This window comes from Acinetobacter sp. YH12151 (assembly GCF_013418355.1).
Taxonomy (GTDB): domain Bacteria; phylum Pseudomonadota; class Gammaproteobacteria; order Pseudomonadales; family Moraxellaceae; genus Acinetobacter; species Acinetobacter pseudolwoffii.
In genome coordinates this window covers 18759-41799 of sequence record NZ_VPCG01000026.1, presented here as the reverse complement: position 1 = coordinate 41799, position 23041 = coordinate 18759, and the positions used below count along the sequence as shown (strand labels likewise).

Genomic DNA, 23041 nt, shown 5'->3' with positions numbered 1-23041 from the left:
TTAATGCAAGCACTTGCAATCAGTACCAGACTGGGAGGATTCTATTTTTTCTACTATGCGATTGTGGGCGCATTCATGCCGTTCTGGAGTCTGTATCTGGAAGATCAAGGCTTTAACTATCAGGAAATCGGTATTTTATCTTCTATTGCGATTCTCACTCGGTTTTTTGCGCCTTTTATTTGGGGCTGGATTGCAGATAAATCTGGTAAGCGCATGTTGCTGGTACGGATTGCCACCTGGATGGAAGCCTGTATCTGGTTGATGATGTTTATCATTCCTAACAGCTTTCAGTCAGTGGCTTTACTGATGCTGATTTTCAGCTTTTTTCAAAATGCGATTTTGGCACAATTTGAAGGCGTGACTCTATTCTGGCTCGGGGAAAAAAGAGCAGAACTTTATGGAAAAGTCCGGAAATGGGGTTCGGTTGGATTTATTATCGGTGTATTCGGCTTGGGCGCCATCTTTGAAATTATCAGCATTAGCATGCTTCCAGTTTTATTGCTGTGTATTTCATTTCTGGCTTTTCTCTGGTCTTTTAGCATTAAAGAACCTACGGCGGCGCCTACTACACAGAAAAAGCTGGAAGCCCTCTGGCCGATTTTCAAGCGCCCGGTTGTATACAGTTTTTTTCTGATTGAACTGATCATGCTGTTTTCACATGCGCCGTTTTATAGTTTTTATAGTAATTATCTTAGTCAGGCGGGATTTAGTAGCAGTCAGATCGGATTGCTTTGGTCCATTGGGGTTATTGCCGAAATTATTATGTTTGCTTATGCTACCTTCTTTCTGACACGCTGGTCATGGCGTCATTTGGTGATACTTTGCCTGTTGATGACTGGCTTAAGATGGCTGATTGTAGGCGTATTTCCATCTGCATTTGTGGCACAATTTTTTGCCCAAACGATTCATGCCTTGAGTTTTGGTTTATTTCACATGATCGCCATGCGGGTTATTTTCCAGAACTTCTCTGCTGCACAGCAAGGCCGTGGACAGGCTTTATATAGCACCATGTGGGGCTTAGGCGTAGCAAGTGGCAGCATTCTGGCCGGCTATTATTGGGATAAAATTGGCGGAGAAACCATCTTTATGTTTGCCGCCGCATCGACTTTGTTTGGTTTGTTATTGATTTTTGGGTTGCCCAATACAGTTGAGCAATCAAAGATATCTTCATGATGTCTCTGATGCTTAAAATTTAGATCCGAATTTTGGCGTACTGATGAACCCAAGGCTGTGCCTGTTCCAGTTGAGCAGCTAATTGCAATAGCAGGTCTTCACGGGCAAAGGGTGCAATAAACTGCGAACCGAGCGGCAGGTTTTGTTCATTCCAGTACAACGGCACTGACATGGCTGGAAGCCCGGTAATATTGGCAAGTTGAGTAAAAGGTACCCATTTCAGGTTTTCTTTGACAATCTGATCGACCAGTTTACCTTGTGCCAGCAGATGGGCCTTACCTACACCCAATAAAGCCTTTAAAATTGGCTTCTGCCATGCAGGTGTTTTGACTTCGCCATTTTTCGGTGCGACGGTTGCGGTTGCAGGCGTCAGATACAGATCATAATCATCAAAGAAATGATTCATCTGGGTCACGTACTGGCCCCAGTTATTCAGGTTCTGGATATAATCAAGTGCGCTGGTTTTAGCTCCAAAAGCCGCCAGTGCTAAAGAGTCCAGTTCAAAATCCTTCGCTTTAGACGGGTAGCCTTTCTGGATTTCATCCAGCATAAATGAAAACTGGCTAAACCAGGTGGTAATAAAATCCTTGGCCAGTTGCATGCCATCGATGGCCGGACGGTCTTCAACCACCTCATGTCCCAAAGATTCCAGCAGTTTGGCCGTCTGTTCGATGGCTTTCACAGCATCCGGAGAGACAGGCGTGCCAATGGTAGAATGGGGATTAAAGGCAATTTTCAGTTTTTTCGGTGGTTGCTGAATCACATCCAGATAATGATGCTGTGGACGCTGAATCTTAAATAGCGAGCTGTGATCTTCACCATGCGTGGCATCCAGCATTGCAGCACTGTCCCGCACTGTTTTAGTCAGGACATGCTGAATCGCTGCACCATGCATGGCCTCACTCATTTGCGGCCCCCAGGGGGTACGGCCACGACTTGGTTTTAGACCAAACAGCCCGCAATATGAAGCGGGGATACGTATCGAACCGCCGCCATCGCCTGCACCCGCAATTGGTACAATGCCGGCAGCCACAGCAGAAGCCGAGCCACCCGATGAGCCGCCGCTATTATGTTGTAAATTCCATGGATTTTTACAGCTACCCCAGGCATCTGGTTCGGTAATCCCTTTAATGCCAAATTCAGGCGTATTGGTACGGCCAAAAGTGACAATTCCAGCTTTTTCCCAACGATTGACAATCTCGGCATTGGTTTCGGCAATATAACCGATCCGTTTTAAGCCCTGACAGCCATAAGAGGTTGGATAACCTGCATATTCCTGAAACAGGTCTTTGACCAGAAAAGGCACACCGGCAAAAGGTCCGGATAAATTCTGCTGGGTCCGTTTTAATGCATGCTCATGCATGGGAATAATAATAGCATTCAGTTCGGGATTGGCAATTGAGCTACGCTCTAAGGCAGCGGATAAAAGTTCACTGGAATGTACCTGTTTATTGGCGACCAGTTCAGCCAATCCTAAACCGTCATATTGTAGATATTCTTCTAATTTCATTGCCATTCCCTAGCGTTAATGCTGTTCAAGGTTGTAGATGATTTTAGTTTAAGATGCAAGCACCACCTGATTACGTCCACGATGTTTGGCCTGATATAAGGCCTGATCTGCAATATTGATCAGGTTTTGCAGGTCTTGTGATTGTGGTTCATTTTGATGGGTAATCCCTACACTCACGGTAATGTAGAGGTCTGAACCATCTGATTGATGCATCGGGGTTTTTTCTACACGTTTACGTATGCGTTCTGCAATATCCTGAGCTTCAAAAGGCTCGGTGTTCCAGAGTAACAGCACAAATTCTTCGCCACCAATCCGTGCAAACAGATCTTGAGCACGCAAATTGTTACGTACAATCTGCGCAAAGTGTTGTAAGACTTTATCACCGACATGATGGCCAAAATGATCGTTCAAGCGTTTGAAATAATCGATATCCAGCATGATGACTGAAAATTCCATCGTCTTGGCATATTGCAGTAAATATTCACCCTTCTGAAAGAAAAAATGACGATTCATGGTACGCGTTAGACTGTCGTGATTGGCCAGATACAAGACCCGTTTAAACAGCTCATTGCGGTTTTGGCTGATAATACACAGTATGAGCGGAGATAAGGCCAGCATAAACAGCCCGATCCGGAGCGAAATATAAATCGTAGAGTCTGCCAGGATGGTGTGATTGGTGGCATAAAACTGGGTCAGGCTGTAATAGGTCAGGATAATCACAAAGGCATTGATGATGGTCATGGTAAACAGGCGATAGGTCAATGCAGCCCAAATCAGTGCAGCCAGAGGGTAGAGCATTGCGCCGGGGCCTGCAAAAATATTGGTAATGATGATACAGGCCACGACTGAAGATGCAGGTAAAAAATAGCTGAAGTAATTACGTTTTTGGCGACGGTTTTTAAATAAGTACTGCATGTCTTTTATTCTTGGGAATGCCAAGATTAAAGGGAGAAACACAATATAATTCACCATTTCACCGGTCCACCACAGACCAAAATCAATCCATAAATTTTCTTTGGTCATGAATGAATTGGGTAGATTCGGCAAGGTGAGAACTGCAAAAGCCGCACTGGCCAGACAGCCGGCAAAAGCGAAGATGCCAAATAAATGAACGAAGGTATAACCGGTATTATAGTATTTGTAATTAATCTTGAAATATCGAATAAAGAATATCGAAACAATAGTGCTGATCAGATTAGACAGGGTAAGAAACAGGCTTTGTAATAGGCTGTTTCCGGTGACCAGATCTGCAAACATAAAAGCACTGAATGCACCAAGCCAACCTCCCATATTGTTTAAATGTGGAAAGCGTAAGAACAGGGCTAACAAGGCAGCATTGGCCGGCCACAATAAGGCCAGGTACTCAATCGGTCTGGTTGCGATCCCAATAAAACAACAGACTAAAACAGCGAAAACACTGACAAAATAAGCATAGGTTTCATGATTTAACTGTTGTTCTGTTATTCGAGCTAATTGCAAATTTAAAATCCTATTCAAATTTCTAAGTGTGAATGATCACTTTGTTCAGTAACTAAGTTTGACCCAAAATATAATTTTATTGTTTGATTAATCTGTTATTAATACGAACTATTAAGATTCTTATATACGAAATATATACAAAAAAAGTCAGAAAAGAAATCCATGTTTTTAAACAATGTGATAAATAATTTCTGACTCTGTATTGAAATTGCGTTAGAGCGGGACACGATCCCAAAAAATATGATAATTTAGAATCAATTGTTAACAAGATGCCGGTAAATATGAAAAAAATATGTCTTAGCCTTATCTTACTCATGAGCTCACCTTGGCTAATGGCGACAGAAAATAAAAAACCAGCGAATGTTCCTGCTAAAGCTGCTGAAATCCCAAATACATTTACCGTGAAAACCCGTCCGGAAATTGTCGGATTGTGGGGAATGGAAATCCCGAATAATAAAAAATGTATCGAATATTATAATTTTAAAGGCAATAATAATGTGGTGATTAAAAGTGGCGATGAGTGGACGTCAGGGCTGTATGACTATCAGCCGGCACAGGATCCTTCGCAGCAGATTCCAGCGCTAATTCTGCAAGTAAAATATGACAATAATGAAAAAGACTGTTCAGGCAATCAGATGGATCAGTCTGGTGAAATTTCGCAGTATTTTGTGAAATGGCAAAACCCTTATACTATTAACTTCTGCGCCAATGAAAAAGCCGAGCAATGTTTTGCCGTGCTCAGACGCGTATTGCCTTAAATTGCAAATAATAAAAAAACCGCTGAATGACAGCGGTTTTTTTATGAGCTTTGATTTAAGCTTTGTCTTCAGCGCTTTCAAGCTGCTTTAACAAATGTTTTTCCAGATAATGAATATCCATTGCCTGTTTGCAGAAATTTTTATCCTGAAGGATTAAATCTTTGTGCAAAGGAATATTGGTTTTAACGCCAGTCAAAATCATTTCTTCCAAGGCATTTCTCATGCGAGAAATAGACGTCTCACGGTCCTTGCCATGCGAAATCAGTTTGGCGATCATCGAGTCATAATACGGCGGAATGCTATAGCCTGGGTAGATGTGCGAGTCTAAGCGGATACCTGCGCCGCCTGGTGCATAGAAGCTCTCAATCTTGCCGGGTGAAGGCAAGAAGGTTGATGGATCTTCTGCGTTAATACGGCATTCAATCGCATGTCCTAAAACCTTGACATCTTCTTGCTGAATATCGAGACCTAAGCCACCAGCAATACGCAATTGCTGTTCGATAATATCAATACCGGTCACCATTTCAGTTACCGGATGTTCAACCTGAACACGCGTATTCATTTCAATGAAGAAGAATCCATCATCTTCAAACAGGAATTCGAATGTACCTGCACCACGATATTGCATCAATTTACAGGCATTGACACAGGCTTCTAGAATATCGGCACGTGCTTGCTCTGGTAAGTTCGGTGCTGGCGCTTCTTCCAGTACTTTTTGATGGCGACGCTGTAGCGAGCAGTCACGATCATAGAGATGAATCGCATGACCATTACCATCAGCCAGTACCTGTACTTCAACGTGACGTGGTTTTTGCAGGAAACGCTCCATATAGACCGTATCATCACCAAACCACATTTCCGCATCACGCTGTGCAGCCTGAACAGATTCCAGCAGGGTATCGACATTTTCGACGATACGCATACCACGACCACCACCACCAGAAGCAGCTTTGACAATCAGCGGGAAACCGATCTCTTTCGCTTCAGCGAGTGCATTGTGAATGGTTACGGCATGGTCGCAGCCCGGTACAGTTGGTACACCCGCTTTTTTCATGGCAATAATGGCAGAAACCTTGTTCCCCATTAAGCGAATATGTTCTGGACGTGGACCGATAAAGATAAAACCAGAATTTTCTACGATTTCTGCAAATTCAGCATTTTCAGCGAGAAAACCATAACCAGGATGGATGGCATCTGCGCCAGTAATTTCAGCAGCTGTAATAATCGCAGGAATATTCAGATAGCTGTCACTGCTCGCACCCGGACCGATACACACGGCTTCATCACAGAAACGCAAATGCATCAGGTCTTTGTCTGCGTCAGAATAGACACCTACGGTTTTGATCCCTAAAGTTCTGCAAGCCCGGGTGATGCGTAAAGCAATTTCACCACGGTTTGCAATTAAAACTTTTTGCAACATTATAAATCCCCGGGGTGATTAAGCGCGGTAGCGGAAAAGTGGTTGGCCGAATTGAATCACTTCACCATTTTTCACTAGAATTTCTTCGATCACACCACTTTGAGTTGCTTCAATCGGGTTCATGATTTTCATGGCTTCGATAATACCTAAGGTATCACCCGCAGAAACGGTTTGACCCACTTTGACAAATGTCGCTTCGCCTGGGCTTGGTGCAGAGTAAAACACCCCAACCATTGGAGAGGTTTCAACAGCACCGCGCGGAGACTTCGCCGCAGGTACTTCAGCTGCAGGTGCAGGCATTGCAGGAACAGCCGCTGCAACCACTGGATTACGACGAGTTAATGCAATCGATTGATCGCCTTCTTTAACTTCGATCGCCTGTAAGTCAGATTCAATCATCAAGTCGATGAGTTTCTTGATTTTACGGATATCCATGAGACAGTATTCCTAATTAAGATTTTGTAGAAGATTGTATTTTTTCAATGACATAGTCGAGCGCAGCAGCATAGCCTTTTGCACCCAGACCACAGATCACGCCGATGGCTTTATCGGACAAGTACGAATGATGTCGAAATGCCTCGCGTGCATGGACGTTTGACAAATGGACTTCAATAAAAGGAATGGCGACACCAAGCAGGGCATCGCGAATCGCAACAGAGCTATGTGTCAATGCTGCCGGATTGATAATTATATATTGCACGCCGTCGAGTTGGGCTTGATGAATTCGGTCAACGATTGCGCCTTCCCAGTTGCTTTGGAAGGTATCGAGCTGTAATGTGGCCTGTTGAGCCTGAGCAGTCAGTTGCTGATTAATATCGCCAAGCGTAAGATGACCATAAACTTCTGGTTCGCGCTTTCCAAGCAAATTTAAATTCGGTCCATGAATAACCAAAATGGTCGAACTCATCCAGCATGCTCCAATTAAAAAGTATCGAGGTTTGTTTGCAAGATAGCTGCAAACTCTGCTTATTATTGCATGATTTTCTACATGACTATTTATAATTTCTTTGAATTGACGTAGAAAGCATATCCTAAACAGTGGCGCTATAATGAAAACTTTGCAGAGATTTGGCAATGTTAAAAAATTACAATTCGCAGGGTATTCAGATTGTTTTCATTGTAAACCCAATTGGCAAAAACAGTTAATATCCTTTATGTAACTGTATCTTCATGTTAAGGATCAGCTCTGCTGTTTGATCATATTTTAATCTTGCAAAAATTCATGTCTGGCCTAAACGATTAGGACATTCAATCGAGAGATCCTTGACTTGCGTGAGAGGATGACTAGCCTAACTTTGCCTTTAACCGTGCTTCCCTTAATGTCAAAATCTCATCTTGAAAAGATGGAGAAATACTTAAAAAGGCAAGATAAGACAATATGTTAATAAGCTTATTTTAATATTTTAGTCTGTGTTTTTATATGCATTTTATTACAAAATACCAGATAAAAATGAGTTACTTCAATTTAGAGATCAGTTTTATGTTCTGTTTCTAAATTTATAAAGCTGACTAAGAAACAGACATCGAATTTAAAGAGATTTATAGCGAAGGGTTTGGAAAAATTTAGATTGTCGATATCTTGATGAAATGACGAATATGTTCATTTCAAAGCATTCTAAATCGCTAGGCACAGGCGCATCTGATATCTAGATAGTGGCAAAAACGCATATCTTTGTTGGTATTTTGCACGTCACTCTCTTTGTAAAAAATCTCAGAAACAGCTTGTAGTCATGCATATGGAGCAGAGGTATGGGGCAAAAACATTAACTTCTTGAGCGAATATTTATATACTAAGGCGATCAGACTTGAGCCAGAAGTATTATGACACCTGCATGTAAACTCTTAAAAACTCAAAAAATTGAATATAGTATTCATGAATATGAACATGATGCCAATGCGAAAAGCTTTGGTTTAGAGGCTGCAGAAAAATTAGGATTACAAGTCGAAGAAGTTTTTAAAACGCTATTGGTAACGGATGAAAAACAGTATTTTGTTGCCGTGTTACCAGTCAATCATCAGCTTAATCTAAAAAAAGTAGCGGCAGCTTGTGGTTGTAAGAAACTGCAAATGGCAGATCCGAAACATGCAGAACGTTTAACCGGTTATCTGGTCGGTGGAATCAGTCCAATCGGACAAAAGAAGCGTTTAAAAACAGTCATTGATGTATCAGCAGAAAAGCTCAATAAAATATATGTGAGTGGCGGTAAAAGAGGCTTGGATATCGGACTGAAACCGGCTGATCTTGCCAAAGTGCTGAATGCACAGTTTGTCGATGTGCTGGATGTATAAGGTCAAATTCCCCTGAAGATTTATATGAATAGCGTTTGAAGTGATCTTTTTTTGGTCGGAAAAATCAGCAAATCATTTTATACCTTTGTATATTAGGTCACGAATAAGCACAGCGGAAATGTGCGCAATAAAGAATTAAAAATAATAAAAATGATTATGCGGAGCATAAAGGATGAAAGTTCAAAATAAAAAATGGCCACGATTCTATCTGACCTTATCTGCAATGGCGATGCTGTCTGCGTTTCCGAGTGTACAGGCCGCTTCTGCGCCTTCAGCTGCACCTGTCAATTCACAGCAGGTTTTCTTTGTCGGAAACAACTGGGATGGCACAGTGACTGTGATTCGTCCATCGGGTGATTTTGGCAAAATTGGCGTCATTAACATGATTCCTGACCGTAAAGAGCGTCTCAAAGAAATTCATCTCAATCCAATCAAGCTGATTGCCTATACCTATATTCAGGCCACAGCGGGTGAAGGTAATGATCAGTTGGTAGATGATATGTACTCGACGCCAGATGGTCAGTCCATCGTGGCATCGCGTCCAAGTTTCGCCGATGTGGTCTCTATTAATATCAAAACAGGCAAGATGAACTGGCGTACACCAGTTGAAGGTTTTCGCGCCGATCACATGGCGGTTTCGCCAGATGGTCAACGCGTGGCGGTGTCAGCATCTTCAGGCAATGTGGTACATGTCCTGGATATTCACACTGGCAAAGAGTTAGGGCGTTTTGCTACGGGTGATAAACCGCATGAAAATATCTACTTCGATGATGGTAACAAAATCCTGAACTCCGCGATTGGCAATGTTGAAACGTCAATGGATGCACAGTGGCAGGATTTCACCAAAGGAAAACGCTACATTAGTATCGCGGATGCCAATACCCATCAAGTGCTGAGAAAAATTGATTTCAGACCTGCACTCGATGCATTTGGTCGCAAGGATTTATCCAATTCAGTTCGCCCAATGGTATTTAGCAAGGATGAAACGAAACTTTATGCCCAGGTTTCATTCTTTAATGGTCTGATTGAATACGATCTGAATCAGAACAAGATTAGCCGGATCGGACAGCTCCCTGGTAGTGATAGTATCCCGAAAGACCGGACAAAATGGGTCAATGATTCGCGTCATCATGGTTTGTCAATCAGTGCTGATGGTGAAAAGCTCTGTGTTGCAGGAACCATGGATGATTATGCCACGATTGTAAATCGTAAGACGCTGACTGCCGGCAAACTGATTCCTGCCGGCAAACCCTATTGGGCAACGCGTAGTCCAGATGGTAAAAGCTGTGTGATTTCCGAAAGTGAAACCGATGTGGTGACCGTGATTGATTTTGCCACAGGGGATAAAGTGCTCAGTGTACCAGTTGGGAATCATCCACAACGTGTTCGGATCGGCTATGCACCAATAGACTGGTCAACGCCGTAGTCGAGCAACGATATAGGCAGCGTTTTGATAAGAGCTGTCTTTATTGGGTTGAGGAGATCAAGATGAAAGATAAGACCGTTCTTTTATATCTCATCATCGGATTACTCTTGTTCGGCATTTTGGTGGCTATTGCTTACCAGATACGACAAGACATCTATCGGACTGATTTTGCCAATCAAGTCCAAGCCCATCGTGATCAGGTTGCCCGACTTGAAAAATCACCCAGCTATATGTCTCTGAGTTTTAAGAGCAATAGCCAAAATACACAGGCTGAACCAAATAATGTAGCTACAAAGCAAAGCCTATTGTTAAAGCAACAACAACAGTTATATCTAGACTTTGCTCAAATCATCAGTGCTTTAGGTCAGGGGCAACAACCAGATCCTAGACAGGTCAGTTTGCTGGTTAGTCTACAGCAGACGCTGGTAGAAGCTAAACTGGTGACTCGAGACGAGGCGAAAGCACAAATTGAGTTTCTGCTGAAAGTTCTGCCAGAAATGGATCATGAATTGCATCGGGCTTTGCGAACCTTAGAACAAACCCGAAGTTGACGAATTCAAGCCACGAATATCTTTTATTATTTTAGATGTGAAAATTGCTTTCATAAAAAAGCCCAAATGAGAATTCAGGCATTTAGATATAAGTATTGAAGACAGCGTACTTTTATAAACAATTTGCAGGCTTGGGTACGCCGGCCAAACGGCTTAAATGCCGCGCGACCAGACCCGTATTAAACTTTTCCTGAAGCATGGCATTGTTGATGTCAGCACTAACCGTTTTCATTAGGAATTTAATTAAGGGACGTGTGGCCGGTGAATGGCCAAACTGCTGATAGAACTGACGCACTGCTTGCAGAATTTCAAAATGCCACGGGGTTAAGTTCAGTTCCAGGTTATTGGCCAGGACTTGCGCGACTTCTTCATTCCAAATGGTGTAATCGATCAGATGACCATCTTGATCCAGTTCTAAATTCATATTTAACTCATTGATTATTTCATTGAAATACAGCGATTAAACCCGAGGTAAAGATCTGCAAAATCGGCAAAATCGAGAAGCTTGACCTGATCCGACAAAGGCTGTGTCAAAAGCTCTGCATCATTTTCCAGCATGTAAATTTGCGGCAAATTTTGTAGAAATGAATGCTCCAGCTGTAATACGGCTTCACCCATCAGTACGACTTGATCACCGAGGGTATAAATTTGAGCGAGTTGTTCCAGAGTCTGCGCCGTTGCCGCATAGTTCGATTGGATCAGATAAAGTGTGTGATTTGACATTTTATATATCCTTTATTCCTTACCAATACAGCACATGATCAAAGCCTTGAATAAACGCTGGGCTTAGCTCAATAAATTCAATCTCTTGTTCGTTCTGAGCCACAAAGGGCGAGTTCTGGTTTTTCTGTTCAATCAGAATTGGAGTGAGGTCATAAAACTCAAAACTGTCGACCATATTCGAGGCCAGTTTAAAGGCATGTTGTAACTGATCAAACTGCAGTTCTGAGCGTAGAAGACTAAGGCCCGCACCTTGTAGCAGAACTTTCACTTCCGCACCAAATGTCGCCAAAACCATGGTCGCAGACAGGCTTTCATGCACTTGCAGGCTGGTCAGATTGGCTTGGGTTAATATAACAAGTACAGATTTCACACAAGATTCCTTGGAAAAGCAACACATTCTAAAAAATGGAACATCTAGAATTGAATCAGACGTTGTGAGGATTGAACAGCATCGGCAAGTTCACCTAAACCGACCAATTCAAAGGCATCCGCCAGATTATGCTGCTGAATATTGTGACGTTGAGCATTGTCCTGATCTGTAATCCCTCGCGCCAGTGCTGCACTTACACAGACTGGGAGGCGAATATTGAGTGCTTGCCAGGCATGTGTAAGATGACGTTGATCGTCGGGCACCCATTGCAGTGCATTTGCGACCGACACGCCGTCCTGATAAAAGAATACGCGGAATTCTTGGTTTTTGTTGTGTAATGCCTGCGCCAAACCAAGGGCATGCCAGGCATAAATAGAAGTTGGTGCGGAGGTAACAAGAATTAAGGTGCTCATCGAAATTCACTACAGGCTTGATCAATAGCAACAGCTTGATCTGGGCTTCATCAGAAAGTAGGTAGTATACAATGATTTTAGTGACGGGTGGATTAGGCTTTTTAGGCTCACATATTGCTTTAAGTCTGTTAGCACAAGGATTAGAGGTCATTGTGGTCGATAATTTGGCCAATGCCAATTTGCAGACGCTGGAGCGACTTGAATATATTTCCGGGATGTATGTGCCTTTTATCAAAATTGATATTCGCAATACGCCTGCATTAAACAAAGTATTTGAACAGCATTCGATTCAGGCTGTAGTACATGCTGCCAGTTTTAAGTCGCTAGAAGAATCAGTATTAAAACCCCTTGAATATTATAATGATAATGTCAGCTGTATTATGAGCTTAATGCGCGCCATGCAACGTACCGGCGTACGGCATCTGGTGCATTTATCCAGTCTGGCAGTCTATGGACAATCCGGTACGGATCTCAATGAAGATCTACCTTTTAACTATACTTATCCCAATCCCTATATTAAATCGCAACAGATGGTTGAGGAAATTATTCGGGATACTGTCAAAACAGATAACGAGTGGCGCATTGCGATCCTGCGTTTGTCTAATATCGCCGGTGCCTTTGAACACGGTGTGCTGGGGGAAGCAGTGCCACCTTTACCGAAAAATATTGTGCCTTTGGCGATGCAGGTCGCTGCACAGCAACGTGAATATTTGGAATTACGCCGTCAGGCCCATACTGCGGATGGCACAGTAGAACGCAGTTTTCTGCATGTCGCAGATTGTTGTGATGCGGTGATCAAGTCCTTGCAATGGCTGTCACAACAGCAGGAATTAAAATGTGAAGCTTTTAATATTGCCGGTGAATTGATTTCCATACAGGATTTACTGGATCAACTGGCTGAAGTGACTCAGTCTGTAATTAGAACAGTCGATGCCTTGCCTTATCCTCATGCAGAGCTTGACCAGCTAGGCGCGAATATTGAAAAGGCACAGCAGATTTTGCATTGGCAACCGCAGCGTTCACTGAAAAAGATGCTTGAGGATGAATGGCTATTTTATCAAAATATACTGAGAGGACAGTAAATGAGATAAGTAAAAAATATTTGATAATAATTATCATTTACATATTTAATATAATCGATTACTTTTAATTAATCTAGCAAAGTATCGTGATAGATGCTTTTAAAATCAGCGATATGTAAAAAATTGAGGTTGAACATGCAAACACGTATTGAACATGACACCATGGGCGAAGTGGCCGTACCGAGTGAGGCTTTATGGGGCGCTCAGACCCAGCGTAGCTTGCAAAACTTCAAGATCGGCAATGAACGCTTGCCACGAGCAATGATTGGTGCAATGGGACTGGTAAAAAAAGCTGCAGCCTTGACCAATGCTAAACTGGATCAGATTCCTCAAGAGCTGTCGGGCTATATTGTGGATGCAGCAGATGAGGTGATTAGCGGGCAGTGGGATAGCCAGTTTCCACTGGTGGTCTGGCAAACCGGTTCAGGCACGCAAAGTAATATGAACTGTAATGAGGTGATAGCCAATATTGCCAATCAAAAATTGGGCAATCATTTAGGTGCGCAAAAACCGGTTCATCCAAATGATCATGTCAACCGTGCCCAATCGACCAATGACTCTTTCCCGACTGCGATTCATGTCGCAGCGAGTTTGCAGATTAATCAACTTCTTATTCCAGCGCTTACCCGTCTACGCGATACCTTGCATGCAAAATCTTTAGCCTTTGCCGATATTGTCAAAATTGGCCGGACGCATTTACAGGATGCGACACCTTTAACCCTAGGTCAGGAATTTAGTGGTTATGTATCCCAACTTGATCATGGCTTGATTCGCTTACAGCAAGCTTTACTGGGTTTGTATGAGTTGCCATTGGGCGGGACGGCTGTTGGTACAGGTCTAAATGCCCATCCTGATTATGCAGTTCAGGCCGCAGAAACACTGGAGAAGCTGACAGGTCTACCATTTGTCACTGCTCCGAATAAATTTGAAGCTTTGGCCGGCCGTGATGCTGCGGTATTTGCTTCAGGCGCATTAAAAACCCTTGCAGTCAGCCTAAATAAAATTGCCAACGATATTCGTTGGTTAGCCAGTGGGCCTCGTTGTGGATTTGGTGAACTGCGTATTCCTGAAAATGAGCCAGGTTCAAGCATTATGCCGGGTAAGGTCAATCCGACGCAAAGTGAAGCCATGACCATGGTGGTGGCGCAAGTGCTTGGAAATGACACCACGATTAATGTGGCAGGTGCATCGGGTAACTTTGAGCTGAATGTGTTTATGCCTGTGATTGCCTATAACTTACTGCAATCCATCCAGCTTTTGGGCGATGCCTGTAATAGTTTCAATGATCACTGCGCCGTAGGTATTGAGCCGAACCGTGACAAGATTGATCATTTCTTGCATGACTCATTAATGCTGGTCACTGCATTAAACCCGGTGATTGGTTACGAGAATGCAGCCAAGGTTGCCAAAACTGCCTATAAAGAAGCTAAAACCTTAAAGCAGGTGGCTGTTGAACTTGGTTTAGTCACGGCTGAACAGTTTGATGAGGTGGTACGTCCTGAACAGATGGTCTCACCAAATGTAAAATAAAGCGTTTAAGGCTTTTATTTTCAATCTTTCAGCCTGTTTTATCATGGAATCGTCAGCAGTGGTTTTTATCTCAGGCAGAGTTGCGTACAATAGATCTCGATGAGATTAACCACTGATGATTGTTTTATGCTTGATATTTATTTAACAGATGTTCAAAGAAAGGTGCAATTCAAGGATTATCCAGGTGAGCATCCTGTTAAATTTATTCTGAATTTTAAAAAGATTTTTCCAAGTGTCATGGAACTTCTTTTGCCGGTGCTTCCAGATGATGAAAATCTGGAAGAAATGTCTTGGGAGTCGGCCAGCGGTGACTTTGAGACTTTCCAAATGTTGTTAACCGGTTGGGGCATTATTGAACTGCGTTTAAAGGCGATTAGCCAGTTTAAAGATAAAGCATTTGCGGATCGTTTGGTTAAACAAGCCCAGCAAAAGCGTAAGGACTATCAAAAGCAGCAGTCAAAACTAAGTACAGTTGAACTGGACTATCTGTTTATGCACGAAATGCATGCACTGATCGATGCAGAACTGGTTGAACTAGGTGAGAAATTCTATTTACCGACACTACGTGAGCTGTGGAAAAGTAAAGTATCAGCTCAAGTTTTGAATGCAAAATTTTAATTTAAGTTTATAGTTTTCATTGCTAAAAATTAGTCCTCCATTCTTGGGGGATTAATTTTATCTGTAGCCTAAGCTTTCCTTCATGATCGGAGATGCTTGGAAATAGCCTAAGCTATATTATTAGATTCTCTTTAACAGGGATCTTCAAAAAATAAACCTTATAAAAATAATGATTCCTAGAATTTCGCCCGAGAACAGAGCAAGATAGCCCACTATTTATCCTAAAGTATTTTCATTGGGCAGTAATTTTAACCTTTGTTTAAAAAATAGGTGAAAAGAATCAGTTTTAGCTAAAAAATATATAAAAATATCAAGCAAATAGCCTAGTAATTCTGTCTATTATTTTTTAAGGTATATAAGCTTTATTTTTAGATAAGCTAAAAGTTTAATTGATTAGCTATGCTTCACAAAAATAACTAAAGGTTCCAATTTTCCCGAAGATATATCCCAGGATTTTTAAAAATGTCGAATCAGTTTTTAGATTTAATTACTAAACGCCGTACTATTTATGCCATTGGCAAGAATATTGAACAATCTCCTGAACGTTTAACTGATTTAATTCAAACTGCAATTAAACAAAGTCCATCTGCTTTTAATTCTCAGTCTTCACGCGCCGTCATTTTATTCAACACAGAACATGAAAAGTTTTGGGGCATCGTTGCAGATAAATTAAAAAGTTATGCAAAAGATGAAGCAAGTGCAGCAAAAACCACTGCTAAAATGGCCAGCTTTGCTGCTGGTGTAGGTACGGTATTATTCTTTGAAGATCAAACAGTGGTACAAGCGTTGCAGGAGCAATTCCCGTCTTATGCGGATAACTTCCCTGTCTGGGCAGAGCATTCTACTGCGATTGCGCAATTTGCCACATGGACAGCATTACATACTGAAGGCCTAGGTGCATCTTTACAGCATTATAATCCGATCGTAGATGAGCAGGTGCATGCTGAGTGGGACATTCCAGCCAACTGGAAGCTTCGCGCACAGCTGGTCTTTGGTTCAATCGAAGGCGAAACACATGCCAAAGATTATCTTGCGGACGAAGAGCGTTTTAAAATTTTCAAATAAGCCTGAAATTCATATCTGCGCTTAAACAATTTTAAGCGCAGATATTTTAACATCTCGACGAAATCCTCATCAGCATTGCTAAAATTCAGTTAAAATAGCGTGCTAATGCAAATAAATGAGTAATATCGAATGTCGAAAAACACGCAAAATCTATCACCTTTACAAGAACTGATCGCAGAGCAAAAGTTACTTTGTGAAGAAGTAGGCTCAGCTTATGTTGAAGTCACGGGTGATGATGTTGTTGCTGTGGCCGTACATACCTTAAAGCAGGATCCGATAGTTGGTATTCGTAAAAAGCCTGAGACAGCGGAAAATATCAGCTGGTATATTTATGGCGGAGAACCTTCAAGTGAAGATGCTTTTGAAACGATGACCGTACGTGAATTACAGGATATCGCACCAGAAGTATTACCATATCTGGCTCTGGAAACAGGTTTTCGTTTCATGATTGATGCCGATGATTATGAAGATGTCTGGAAAGAAGAAATCTAAATGCTAAAAAAATCATCTTTCATTTGTGCAGGATTGTTATTCTTACTGAATAGCATGGTCTTTGCAGAACCACTTTCACAAAGTGCGTATGACCAGTTTATTTCAGAACAGACTAAAATCGTCAATGAAACCAAGCACATTTTAGATGAAGATGATCCAAAGGCCGATGCCAAAACCCAACGTCAGGCTTTTTGTAATCGACTGAAAGCCTATCAGGACATTCAAAAAGTTTCTGAAGAAAATAACAGTCTGGATATGGCGCCCATGATGGCTATGGTCGCCAAAAGTTTTCTTGATCGACAGGATCAGAGCCTGAGTAAATCAGGAATGACCACCACCTTATTCTGTAAAAATAGGGATGTTGAATAGGGCGAGTGGTACTTCTTCTCATCACGCATTAATGAAAATAAAGAGAATATTATTATTTTAATCTTGGCTGGATTTTGACCAAAAAATATCATCTTAAATAAGATGCATCTATCTGTAGGGTTTTTTGTAAAGTTAAACTAAAGTATAAGCATGATTGTTACTCATTATCCCGGGGATATATCCGGGAAATAAGAAAATTGATAACTATAATTTAACAATTAAACTTTAATATTTTTCTAAGCTTTGTCGAGAGATCTTTTAATACTGCATAATATTGTTGCTTGATCATGTCACACATAAGCATTATAGAAATGACTTCATAACGAATAGCGTGAATTTTGTCTTCATACATAAATGAATGGTACTCCAAGCAGGGTAGTGAAGTTATATCTTATATTTATGCTACAAAACTAATCCTGTTATATTTATAAAATAGCCTAAGCAAATTTTTATTTTAAAAATTTGGCAATTGATTAATTTTCAATATCAACCCACTATTAACAATTAAATCAAGAAATCACGGAATTCTCAAATGATCCTTAACTATCAATTACACCATCATGAAACTTCAACAGTATCTCCAATGATCTTTATTCATGGTTTATTTGGTAGTTTGAGTAATTTAGGAGTATTGGCTCGACATTTTTCTGAACAGAGAACCGTGATCCAAATTGATGTGCGTAATCATGGTCTTTCTGGTCATAGCTCTGATATTAACTATCAGCTCATGGCAGAAGATGTATTGGAAACTTTATCCAGTTTAAATGTTCATAAGTTTGTCGTTGTTGGACATTCTATGGGTGGGAAAATTGCTATGAAACTGGCAGATTTAGCTCGTGAACAGACTGAAAAACTCGTCGTCCTTGATATTACACCGATCCAATATCATGAAAATCATCATGCTGAAATTTTTCAAGCCTTATTTGCAGTACAGCAAGAAAATGTTGCTTCACGACTGGAAGCAGCAAAAATTATGCGTAAATATATTCATGAAGAAATGGTGATTCAATTTTTATTAAAATCCTTTAATAAAGGGCAGTGGCTGTTTAATGTTCAGGCTTTATTTGATCATTATCCAGATATTATGGCTTGGGAAAAGGTCGAAAAAATTAATCGGCCAGCCTTATTTCTGCGTGGTGGTGATTCTTTTTATATCTCAAAACCAGAACATTTTGCAGCAATTAATGAACAGTTTTCTCAGGCAAAAATTGAAGTCATTGAAAATACCGGTCATTGGCTACATGGTGAAAAACCAGATGAAGTCATTAAGCACATGCAAGCCTTTGTTAATTAAGTAATATTTAAGGATGTAATGTATGTACCTGTAATTGCCCTTCATGGATCAGTTGATGTGCCATCTCAGCAGTTTTCTTTAAACCGGGCATACGATATTCAGTATGTCCGAAATCTTTAATGGATTTCCAGCGGCCGCCCCAGGTCAAACCTACCGATTCAGCGACCTGACCATATAACTCATAACCGCGCATGGCCCAGGGATCACGTTCTGTAATGACTACTTTGCCATGCCGTTTAAAGGCAATATCTGCAGCCAATCCAAATTGATGATAACTCTGAAAGCCTTTGGCTTTGGTAATATTACTATCGGCTGCCAACGAATTTTGCCGTTCCGGACTCCGATAGCCTTCAAGTAAAACCAGCTCATAATCATGCTGTTCTTTCATGATTTTAAATACCATCAGTAAACGTTGCTTAAATCGTGGATTCATCTTATGCCATTTACGGTCTGCTGTACTGATATCTGAATGCGTATGCATTGCTGGTCTATAAATATCTTCAAGATTTGAATTAAAGCTTTGTGCTGAAATAGCCGGATGATCTGGAAAATGCTCTTGTTGAAGGGCTTCTATAATGAGGCGGTCAGCAACTTCAGGCGGAGCTGTCAACATTTGCCCATCCAAAAGAGCATAAATTTGTGGATCAACTTTCCTTAAATATTCAGATTCAAATTTTCTGGCAGTTAAGGGCTGGGTAAAAGCGAGTAGCAAAATACTGCCAAATAATATTAATCCGGTAATCAAAATCCACCACTGCTGCACATACCAATGAGAATGCAGATGTTCAGGCGAGGCCGCCCGATAAAATTTACGTGAAAAATGTATTGCTTGAGTCAATTGCTGTTTGCTTTGCGGAATAAATCTGAGAAAAACACCCTGTATCCTTCGTCTAAATTCATAGGACAGCAGGGCGAACATTACCAAGCTCATTAGGGTGAAGCTACTCAATATGATAAAAATCATAAGTGAAATACTTGATCTAGTTCAGATTCCAACCCAGTCTTTTCTTAAGCGATATAAATTGTACAACGGCGCAATTCTTTGCAAAGATTGCATTCAATTTTTCTGAAGTAAATACTTTTAAGTTTTTATTTTTATGAGCTTTCATGGTATTGATCTGAAAAATTTAATTAGGGTAAATGAATCGTAATATAAGCTTGCTCAGCAGGAGCGCTAATCAGATTCTGATATTGAGCAAAAATAGTTGTTTGTTCTGTCGATAAAGCATATTTAAAAGCGACAAAGCTGAATACTGCAAATAAAAACAGGAAAATTAGAATCCAGAAAAATGGTAATTCTCGATGAATTATATGTCTGATTTGATCGGGAAGTGCGGAAAAAGGAGAGAAGGCCGTTTTCTTAACTTTGAGATAATCAATCTGATCTCCGACTCGAGCCACCAAACTATTCAAATGTTCAATCGATTCAATCCGGTATTTTCCCTGAAAGCCTAATAATAGACAGTAATGATAAACCTCTAATACTGCCAGTCGATCCTTGTCTTTATGACGGATGTTTTCCAGATATTCAAAGAACTGATAGCCAGCCAGTTGTGAACCAAACAGACTTAATTGCAACGGGCTCAACATCCAGGAATTCTGCAAATCAAAAAAGCGCTCATCCTGTTGTGTGACAATCGTTTCGTCCAGTAAAGCACAATAGGCATATTTGGTATCTTGAATATCTTCAGCTAAAAATTGTACCTTACGTGCCTGGCTTTCAAATTGGCTGAGCATCTGCAAAACTTTCTCACGGAATAATTCTATATCAGCAGGTATATAGTGATTTTTTATAAGAAAAACGATATAGAAACCATCATGCAGTAAATCTAGCAAACTTGCCCTGTATAAGATATTGGTTTCGATAGCTTGTCTTGCTATATCGCCGATTCCGTTCTGATCCTCTTCAAACAGTGAAGAAGGATTATTTGTGATTGTATTCATTTGAATATTCATCCATTCATAACCGCAATGAGTTCAATCGCAATATCCTGAAACCCATTCGGGATATAAACACAAATTGCTTCTGAATCCAGCATGCGCTGATACAGTTCATTATTTGGTTCGATCTCAAAATAATGAACACCGGATCGCACCGGAATTGCTGTAGGAACCTGCATAAGATGCTGCACTGGCACAGCAGGCAAAGCTGCAATTACGCGTTGTTCAACATCGATGGTACTGCCGACCTTGAAACGGACCGGAACATGCGCAATCAGATTATGCGCTGGCATTACGCTACTCGATACAGCCAGATATAACCTGGTATTTCGGCTGATTTTGTCTGTTTCCAGACTCCCAATCCAATAGGATGGACGTGTTTCTTTTAAACTGATACTGATATAGCGATTCGAGATAATCGTATCGAGTAAATCTCTGAGAATAATATCCAGCTGATTAAAGCTGTCGTAAAGTTGATGGTGTTGATACTGTGGCAGTTGATCAATCTCATAAGCAGTCGAGAAGGTGAGTAAAGATCCAGTAAGTCGTAGCAGTTCCACATATAGTCGTTCCGGATGAATTTGCGGATACTGCAAAATATGGTTCAAGCTTGCATGGGCTGTATTTAAGGCATTTACCAGCCAGAAAGAGACAATATCTCCCGAGCGAAATTCAATCAATTTCTGTTCATTTTCACGGTTATTGGATTGAATCGTCTTAATTTTGGCTCGAATGATATTTAAGCTTCGCTTTAAATTGTCTAGCAGATACTCACATGCCTGGATATGTAGAATGGGAGGAATAAACTTATGATTGAGAATAAAATTTCCTGAACTTTGTCTTTTGATTTGAGCAACCGGGATATATAAATAGCCATCCAGATGCTGTTGAGGTATTTGCCCGAGTTCAAATAGCTTAAATTCAGCACGACGGCGTAACAGGGTGATTTCTGCAGTCGTTGCATCGGTAAATAAGTCGTGGGTTGAAATTAACTGCGAGTGATAACGGCCAGCCTGAGTACTTTCGGCATGACTTACATTTTTTTTATTCGGTTGTAGCATCGGTAAAGCCAAATAAACCTGCATCTCTCCATGCAGGTTTAAAGCATCCAGTTGCACGGGTTCCGGTAATAAATCCTGTGCTGGTGCCTGATAAATTTCACCATCCTGCCAAATCATTTCAATTTTACTTAATGCCAGTATGTGCATATTGAACTGTGCTTCATCAAATTGGATGGATTGAATTCCATGAGCAAAAGGAAATGTCGCACGAATCATATGACTCAAACGTTGCTCATGATAAGCATCTTGTAATTGAAAATGTTGCGGTCTTAAAAATAGACCTTCGCCCCAAAGTACTTTTTCTGCTCTGAACATTTTAATATTTACCATTCATTCTTTGATTCATTATTGGTATGTACACCCAGTAATTCATGGACATGCTCTACAGGATTCTCATTTTTAATGACTTGAGCCAGCCATTCATGTAAGGGCAGCTGACTCCATTTAATTGTTTTTTGTAGCATATAGCTCACTGGGCTATGTGGTTCATTGATCTGAAAATACTGAGCAATCTCTTGTAATAACTGCATTGCCTGTTGACGATTGGCCAAATGGTTTTGGGCGTGGGGCTGAAATTTTTGCAGATTTGAATTTACATGTGAGATATTCATCACAACTGCTTCCGAAGTATGAGGTTGTGGTGAGTTCACCTGATCTAATATTATTTCGGAAGGTTGCGCAAATGTTTCGATTTTATAGATTCGCTTGATACTGGTGAATATTGCTTCGAGCTGAGAGTCTGTGGCTGCAAAACTTGGTGCATCCAGACCCAACAGTTGATCCAAAGTGGTTTTAAGTTTCTGCCACTCTGCCTGAATCTCCAAAAGATATTGATTATTTCGGCTCAGTATAGATTTGTCAGTATTTAGCAATAGTTGCTCAAAATATTCCAAGTCCTGAACAGGATCATTTTCAGAAGAATAATCCTGTTGTTTTAGTTGCATATTGCGCTGATGTAAAAGTGCTTCATATGTACTTAAACTATAAAAAGGTGCGGAGCTGACCAAAGGAATCTGTTTCATTAATATGGGGAACTGTGCAATCAAACCTTGCAACAAACCTAAACGCTGATCAAAATTATTCTCTTCAATAACAGGATGTATCTCTAACCAGTAGCGCCCCAGACTTTGTTGGCTTAGTTCTAATCCTCGAGCAATACCTTCAAAACCATATAGATGACTCCATGCCTGAATGAGCCAAGTATATAATCGAATATCCTTGGTTTTTTCGCACAATAATTCAATTATTTTGTCATTCACAAATTGCCAATCCGCTTGTTTGGGTTCAGCGATCCAGTCACCTTGATCCAATAGGGGATCATCCCAAGTTTTGGCTTTTTTAATCGCATGAAAATCATTTGAAAATGAACAATCCACACCACATGGCTGTTCAATGGAAATTCCTTGCAATAAATATTCAAATTTCAGTGTCATTTCTATACCCATTCTTATATTTATTTGTTTTTATTATTTAATCT

The 23041-nt window shown here is 40.9% G+C and carries 25 protein-coding genes; 12 read left to right on the top strand and 13 right to left on the bottom strand.

The window, feature by feature from the left end:
* The first annotated feature begins 3 nt into the window (after positions 1 to 3).
* Complete coding sequence (locus tag FTU82_RS10475; RefSeq protein WP_180040006.1) at positions 4 to 1173, top strand: MFS transporter; 1170 nt, start codon at positions 4 to 6, stop codon at positions 1171 to 1173.
* Between the two features lie 19 nt (positions 1174 to 1192).
* Here FTU82_RS10475 and FTU82_RS10470 read toward each other — a convergent pair whose 3' ends face one another.
* Both FTU82_RS10470 and FTU82_RS10465 read right to left on the bottom strand, forming a co-directional pair.
* Complete coding sequence (locus FTU82_RS10470; protein WP_159515793.1) at positions 1193 to 2683, bottom strand: amidase; 1491 nt, start codon at positions 2681 to 2683, stop codon at positions 1193 to 1195.
* A gap of 48 nt (positions 2684 to 2731) precedes the next feature.
* A complete protein-coding gene (locus tag FTU82_RS10465; protein WP_074382822.1) occupies positions 2732 to 4162 on the bottom strand; it encodes a diguanylate cyclase in 1431 nt (476 codons plus the stop codon).
* Positions 4163 to 4476: 314 nt separating this feature from the next.
* On the opposite strand from FTU82_RS10465, the gene FTU82_RS10460 reads away from it, so the two are divergent.
* Positions 4477 to 4920: a hypothetical protein gene (locus FTU82_RS10460; RefSeq protein ID WP_171248492.1), complete on the top strand. Its 444-nt coding sequence runs from the start codon at positions 4477 to 4479 to the stop codon at positions 4918 to 4920.
* 55 nt (positions 4921 to 4975) lie between these two features.
* Here FTU82_RS10460 and accC read toward each other — a convergent pair whose 3' ends face one another.
* From accC to aroQ, 3 genes are read right to left on the bottom strand one after another with little or no spacing between them, the layout of a single operon-like run.
* Entirely contained in the window at positions 4976 to 6340 is a 1365-nt protein-coding gene (gene accC, locus FTU82_RS10455) for an acetyl-CoA carboxylase biotin carboxylase subunit (RefSeq protein WP_180040004.1), read from the bottom strand.
* A gap of 18 nt (positions 6341 to 6358) precedes the next feature.
* Positions 6359 to 6775, bottom strand: coding sequence for an acetyl-CoA carboxylase biotin carboxyl carrier protein (accB, locus tag FTU82_RS10450; RefSeq protein WP_005096830.1), 417 nt, complete (start codon positions 6773 to 6775; stop codon positions 6359 to 6361).
* A gap of 16 nt (positions 6776 to 6791) precedes the next feature.
* Positions 6792 to 7247 (bottom strand): type II 3-dehydroquinate dehydratase, encoded by a 456-nt coding sequence (gene aroQ, locus FTU82_RS10445; RefSeq protein ID WP_180040002.1) that lies wholly within the window; start codon positions 7245 to 7247, stop codon positions 6792 to 6794.
* Positions 7248 to 8161: 914 nt separating this feature from the next.
* On the opposite strand from aroQ, the gene ybaK reads away from it, so the two are divergent.
* The 3 genes from ybaK (at position 8162) to FTU82_RS10430 (ending at position 10606) form a co-directional block, all read left to right on the top strand.
* Entirely contained in the window at positions 8162 to 8629 is a 468-nt protein-coding gene (gene ybaK / locus FTU82_RS10440) for a Cys-tRNA(Pro) deacylase (RefSeq protein ID WP_074382819.1), read from the top strand.
* A 172-nt stretch (positions 8630 to 8801) separates the two neighbouring features.
* Entirely contained in the window at positions 8802 to 10055 is a 1254-nt protein-coding gene (locus FTU82_RS10435) for a YncE family protein (protein WP_180101317.1), read from the top strand.
* Positions 10056 to 10117: 62 nt separating this feature from the next.
* Positions 10118 to 10606, top strand: a complete 489-nt coding sequence (locus tag FTU82_RS10430; protein ID WP_005096834.1) for a hypothetical protein — start codon at positions 10118 to 10120, stop codon at positions 10604 to 10606.
* 112 nt (positions 10607 to 10718) lie between these two features.
* On the opposite strand, the gene FTU82_RS10425 is transcribed toward FTU82_RS10430, so the two are convergent.
* Genes FTU82_RS10425 through tusD form a run of 4 tightly spaced genes read right to left on the bottom strand, consistent with a single transcriptional unit; the run spans position 10719 to position 12112 of the window.
* Positions 10719 to 11030, bottom strand: a complete 312-nt coding sequence (locus FTU82_RS10425; RefSeq protein WP_005096835.1) for a TusE/DsrC/DsvC family sulfur relay protein — start codon at positions 11028 to 11030, stop codon at positions 10719 to 10721.
* Between the two features lie 14 nt (positions 11031 to 11044).
* Positions 11045 to 11329, bottom strand: a complete 285-nt coding sequence (locus FTU82_RS10420) for a DsrH/TusB family sulfur metabolism protein (RefSeq protein ID WP_180101316.1) — start codon at positions 11327 to 11329, stop codon at positions 11045 to 11047.
* 19 nt (positions 11330 to 11348) lie between these two features.
* On the bottom strand, positions 11349 to 11699 hold the full coding sequence (locus FTU82_RS10415) for a hypothetical protein (protein ID WP_074382816.1): 351 nt from the start codon (positions 11697 to 11699) through the stop codon (positions 11349 to 11351).
* Positions 11700 to 11743: 44 nt separating this feature from the next.
* Positions 11744 to 12112, bottom strand: a complete 369-nt coding sequence (gene tusD / locus FTU82_RS10410) for a sulfurtransferase complex subunit TusD (RefSeq protein WP_005096839.1) — start codon at positions 12110 to 12112, stop codon at positions 11744 to 11746.
* A 71-nt stretch (positions 12113 to 12183) separates the two neighbouring features.
* Here tusD and FTU82_RS10405 point away from each other — a divergent pair, with 71 nt between their 5' ends.
* The 7 genes from FTU82_RS10405 to FTU82_RS10375 all read left to right on the top strand — a co-directional run bounded on the left by FTU82_RS10405 (position 12184) and on the right by FTU82_RS10375 (position 18562).
* On the top strand, positions 12184 to 13194 hold the full coding sequence (locus tag FTU82_RS10405; RefSeq protein ID WP_180101315.1) for an NAD-dependent epimerase/dehydratase family protein: 1011 nt from the start codon (positions 12184 to 12186) through the stop codon (positions 13192 to 13194).
* A gap of 135 nt (positions 13195 to 13329) precedes the next feature.
* Positions 13330 to 14724: a class II fumarate hydratase gene (gene fumC, locus FTU82_RS10400; protein ID WP_005171036.1), complete on the top strand. Its 1395-nt coding sequence runs from the start codon at positions 13330 to 13332 to the stop codon at positions 14722 to 14724.
* Positions 14725 to 14850: 126 nt separating this feature from the next.
* Positions 14851 to 15342, top strand: coding sequence for a hypothetical protein (locus tag FTU82_RS10395; protein WP_180101314.1), 492 nt, complete (start codon positions 14851 to 14853; stop codon positions 15340 to 15342).
* A 462-nt stretch (positions 15343 to 15804) separates the two neighbouring features.
* Positions 15805 to 16407, top strand: a complete 603-nt coding sequence (locus FTU82_RS10390) for a nitroreductase family protein (RefSeq protein ID WP_005171034.1) — start codon at positions 15805 to 15807, stop codon at positions 16405 to 16407.
* Positions 16408 to 16536: 129 nt separating this feature from the next.
* A complete protein-coding gene (locus tag FTU82_RS10385; RefSeq protein WP_005171032.1) occupies positions 16537 to 16899 on the top strand; it encodes a hypothetical protein in 363 nt (120 codons plus the stop codon).
* Complete coding sequence (locus tag FTU82_RS10380; RefSeq protein ID WP_005096846.1) at positions 16900 to 17268, top strand: hypothetical protein; 369 nt, start codon at positions 16900 to 16902, stop codon at positions 17266 to 17268.
* Positions 17269 to 17800: 532 nt separating this feature from the next.
* Complete coding sequence (locus tag FTU82_RS10375) at positions 17801 to 18562, top strand: alpha/beta fold hydrolase (RefSeq protein WP_180101313.1); 762 nt, start codon at positions 17801 to 17803, stop codon at positions 18560 to 18562.
* A gap of 7 nt (positions 18563 to 18569) precedes the next feature.
* Here FTU82_RS10375 and FTU82_RS10370 read toward each other — a convergent pair whose 3' ends face one another.
* From FTU82_RS10370 to tssA, 4 genes are all read right to left on the bottom strand, one after another.
* Complete coding sequence (locus FTU82_RS10370) at positions 18570 to 19526, bottom strand: M15 family metallopeptidase (RefSeq protein WP_180101312.1); 957 nt, start codon at positions 19524 to 19526, stop codon at positions 18570 to 18572.
* Between the two features lie 167 nt (positions 19527 to 19693).
* Complete coding sequence (locus tag FTU82_RS10365; protein ID WP_180101319.1) at positions 19694 to 20506, bottom strand: DotU family type IV/VI secretion system protein; 813 nt, start codon at positions 20504 to 20506, stop codon at positions 19694 to 19696.
* Positions 20507 to 20514: 8 nt separating this feature from the next.
* Entirely contained in the window at positions 20515 to 21879 is a 1365-nt protein-coding gene (gene tssK, locus FTU82_RS10360; protein WP_180101311.1) for a type VI secretion system baseplate subunit TssK, read from the bottom strand.
* A gap of 8 nt (positions 21880 to 21887) precedes the next feature.
* A complete protein-coding gene (tssA, locus tag FTU82_RS10355; RefSeq protein WP_180101310.1) occupies positions 21888 to 22997 on the bottom strand; it encodes a type VI secretion system protein TssA in 1110 nt (369 codons plus the stop codon).
* Between the last annotated feature and the right edge of the window lie 44 nt (positions 22998 to 23041).

Excerpts from the sequence above, each read along its gene's own strand:
- ybaK (WP_074382819.1), top strand. The coding sequence starts at position 8,162 with ATGACACCTGCATGTAAACTCTTAAAAACTCAAAAAATTGAATATAGT.
- FTU82_RS10435 (WP_180101317.1), top strand. The coding sequence starts at position 8,802 with ATGAAAGTTCAAAATAAAAAATGGCCACGATTCTATCTGACCTTATCT.
- FTU82_RS10420 (WP_180101316.1), bottom strand. The coding sequence starts at position 11,329 with ATGTCAAATCACACACTTTATCTGATCCAATCGAACTATGCGGCAACG.
- FTU82_RS10395 (WP_180101314.1), top strand. The coding sequence starts at position 14,851 with ATGCTTGATATTTATTTAACAGATGTTCAAAGAAAGGTGCAATTCAAG.
- FTU82_RS10430 (WP_005096834.1), top strand. The coding sequence starts at position 10,118 with ATGAAAGATAAGACCGTTCTTTTATATCTCATCATCGGATTACTCTTG.
- tssA (WP_180101310.1), bottom strand. The coding sequence starts at position 22,997 with ATGACACTGAAATTTGAATATTTATTGCAAGGAATTTCCATTGAACAG.
- FTU82_RS10475 (WP_180040006.1), top strand. The coding sequence starts at position 4 with ATGCAAGCACTTGCAATCAGTACCAGACTGGGAGGATTCTATTTTTTC.
- accB (WP_005096830.1), bottom strand. The coding sequence starts at position 6,775 with ATGGATATCCGTAAAATCAAGAAACTCATCGACTTGATGATTGAATCT.
- FTU82_RS10385 (WP_005171032.1), top strand. The coding sequence starts at position 16,537 with ATGTCGAAAAACACGCAAAATCTATCACCTTTACAAGAACTGATCGCA.
- FTU82_RS10470 (WP_159515793.1), bottom strand. The coding sequence starts at position 2,683 with ATGAAATTAGAAGAATATCTACAATATGACGGTTTAGGATTGGCTGAA.
- FTU82_RS10370 (WP_180101312.1), bottom strand. The coding sequence starts at position 19,526 with ATGATTTTTATCATATTGAGTAGCTTCACCCTAATGAGCTTGGTAATG.
- accC (WP_180040004.1), bottom strand. The coding sequence starts at position 6,340 with ATGTTGCAAAAAGTTTTAATTGCAAACCGTGGTGAAATTGCTTTACGC.
- FTU82_RS10365 (WP_180101319.1), bottom strand. The coding sequence starts at position 20,506 with ATGAATACAATCACAAATAATCCTTCTTCACTGTTTGAAGAGGATCAG.
- FTU82_RS10425 (WP_005096835.1), bottom strand. The coding sequence starts at position 11,030 with ATGAATTTAGAACTGGATCAAGATGGTCATCTGATCGATTACACCATT.
- tssK (WP_180101311.1), bottom strand. The coding sequence starts at position 21,879 with ATGTTCAGAGCAGAAAAAGTACTTTGGGGCGAAGGTCTATTTTTAAGA.
- tusD (WP_005096839.1), bottom strand. The coding sequence starts at position 12,112 with ATGAGCACCTTAATTCTTGTTACCTCCGCACCAACTTCTATTTATGCC.
- FTU82_RS10375 (WP_180101313.1), top strand. The coding sequence starts at position 17,801 with ATGATCCTTAACTATCAATTACACCATCATGAAACTTCAACAGTATCT.
- FTU82_RS10380 (WP_005096846.1), top strand. The coding sequence starts at position 16,900 with ATGCTAAAAAAATCATCTTTCATTTGTGCAGGATTGTTATTCTTACTG.
- FTU82_RS10405 (WP_180101315.1), top strand. The coding sequence starts at position 12,184 with ATGATTTTAGTGACGGGTGGATTAGGCTTTTTAGGCTCACATATTGCT.
- FTU82_RS10390 (WP_005171034.1), top strand. The coding sequence starts at position 15,805 with ATGTCGAATCAGTTTTTAGATTTAATTACTAAACGCCGTACTATTTAT.
- fumC (WP_005171036.1), top strand. The coding sequence starts at position 13,330 with ATGCAAACACGTATTGAACATGACACCATGGGCGAAGTGGCCGTACCG.
- aroQ (WP_180040002.1), bottom strand. The coding sequence starts at position 7,247 with ATGAGTTCGACCATTTTGGTTATTCATGGACCGAATTTAAATTTGCTT.
- FTU82_RS10460 (WP_171248492.1), top strand. The coding sequence starts at position 4,477 with ATGAGCTCACCTTGGCTAATGGCGACAGAAAATAAAAAACCAGCGAAT.